At 68.2% G+C, this 2111-nt stretch carries 2 protein-coding genes; both read left to right on the top strand.

Annotated elements, in window-relative coordinates; genetic code table 11:
• A partial coding sequence (locus KZA10_RS13140; RefSeq protein WP_218683098.1) for a DMT family transporter occupies positions 1–707 on the top strand: 707 nt, incomplete at its 5' end.
• Between the two features lie 128 nt (positions 708–835).
• The coding region (locus KZA10_RS13145) for an aspartate kinase (protein WP_218683099.1) at positions 836–2111 on the top strand (1276 nt) is incomplete at its 3' end.

Here is a 2111-nt window from a genome sequence, read left to right on the forward strand (position 1 = left end):
CCTGGGTGCTCGCCTTCGGCGCGGTCGAGATGGCCGGGCCCTTCCTGCTGCTCGGCCACGCCGAGATGACGCTGCCTTCGGGAATGACCGGCCTGCTCGTGGCGACCGTTCCGCTGTTCGCCGCACTGATCGCCCTCGGCGGCGGCGATCGTGGAGTGCTCCGGCCTGCCCGCGGGATCGGACTGCTCATCGGTTTCATCGGCGTCGCGATCGTGGTCGCCGGTCCCGGGCTCTTCGGCGGCGAGGTCAGTCTTCTCGCGGCGGGGGAGGTGCTCCTGGTCGCCGTGCTGTACGCGATCGCTCCCTTCATCGTCGCGCGCAAGCTCAATGACGTGCCCTCGCTCGGCACCATCACCCTGTCGCTTCTGATGATCGGCGTCTTCTACCTCCCGATCGGCCTGCTCACCCAGCATCAGGTGCCCAGCGTGCCCTCGATCGCCGCGCTCCTCGCGCTCGCCGTGATCTGCACGGCGGTGGCGTTCCTGGCGTTCTTCACGCTCATCCGGGAGGTGGGGCCGGTGCGCGCACCGCTGTTCACCTACGTGAACCCGGTGGTCGCGATCATCCTCGGCGCGATCGTCCTCGCCGAGCCACTGACCCCCGGCCTGCTGATCGGCTTCCCGTTGATCATCATCGGCTGCTGGTTCGCCGCCACGGGCGGACGACTGCGTCCGGTCTCGGCCCAGGCGCTCCCGCCCGCCCTCTAGCTGCGCTCGCGCATCCGGTCACGCGGACGAGGCCAGACAACCGGACGGGCGACACATGCGCAACGGAGCATACGCGCCGATCGTAGAATGAGCGTGGGCGGATCCGCCCGTCATCCCAGGGAGTGATCGTGGCCCTCATCGTGCAGAAGTACGGCGGCTCGTCCGTCGCCGACGCAGAGAGCATCAAACGCGTCGCCAAGCGCATCGTCGACACGCGTCGTGCTGGCCACGACGTGGTCGTCGCCGTGAGCGCGATGGGCGACACCACCGACGAGCTACTCGACCTCGCGAACGAGGTCGCACCGATCCCCGCCCCGCGCGAGCTCGACATGCTCCTCTCCAGCGGAGAGCGCATCTCGATGGCGCTGCTGGCCATGGCGATCCACTCGATGGGGTTCGAAGCGCGCTCCTTCACGGGCAGCCAGGCGGGCATGATCACCGACTCCCAGCACGGGGCCGCTCGCATCGTCGACGTCACTCCCGTGCGGTTGCGTGAAGCCCTCGACGAGGGGGCGATCGTGATCGTCGCCGGGTTCCAGGGCTTCAACCGCGACACCCGCGACATCACCACGCTCGGTCGCGGTGGCTCCGACACCACGGCCGTCGCCCTCGCCGCGGCGCTCGACGCCGACGTGTGCGAGATCTACAGCGATGTCGACGGCATCTTCACCGCCGATCCGCGCGTGATCCCCAAGGCGCAGAAGCTCGATCATGTCTCCAGTGAGGAGATGCTCGAGCTTGCCGCCAACGGCGCCAAGGTGCTGTACATCCGCGCCGTCGAGTACGCGCGCCGTCACGGCGTCCTCATTCACGCTCGGTCGACCTTCTCGTCGGCCGAGGGCACATACGTTCTGGGCGAGGGTATGAAGAACCCCCGCGAAGCCGAGGGAGCAGTCATGGAAGAACCGATCGTCGCCGGTGTCGCCACCGACTTCAGCCAGGCCAAGATCACGGTCGCGGGTGTGCCCGACGTGCCGGGCAAGGCTGCCGAGATCTTCAAGATCGTCGCCAAGTCGGGCGCGAACGTCGACATGATCGTGCAGAACGTCTCTGCCACCGGACGCACCGACATCTCCTTCACGGTGCCCAAGGCCGATGCGGCGGGAGCTCTCAAGGCCCTCGCCGGTGAGCAGACCGAGGTCGGATTCCAGAACCTGATCCACGATGATCAGATCGGCAAGCTCTCCGTCGTCGGTGCGGGGATGCGCACGCATTCGGGCGTCTCCGCCACCCTCTTCGAGGCGCTGTCGGCCGGCGGCATCAACATCGAGATGATCTCGACCTCGGAGATCCGCATCTCCGTGGTGCTGCGCGACACCGACCTGACCGAGGCCGCACGCACCGTGCACACCGCCTACGGGCTCGACGGCGACGCCGAGGCCACGGTCCACGCGGGCACCGGCC

The sequence above is a fragment of the Microbacterium sp. BF1 genome (assembly GCF_019279095.1).
Taxonomy (GTDB): domain Bacteria; phylum Actinomycetota; class Actinomycetes; order Actinomycetales; family Microbacteriaceae; genus Microbacterium; species Microbacterium maritypicum.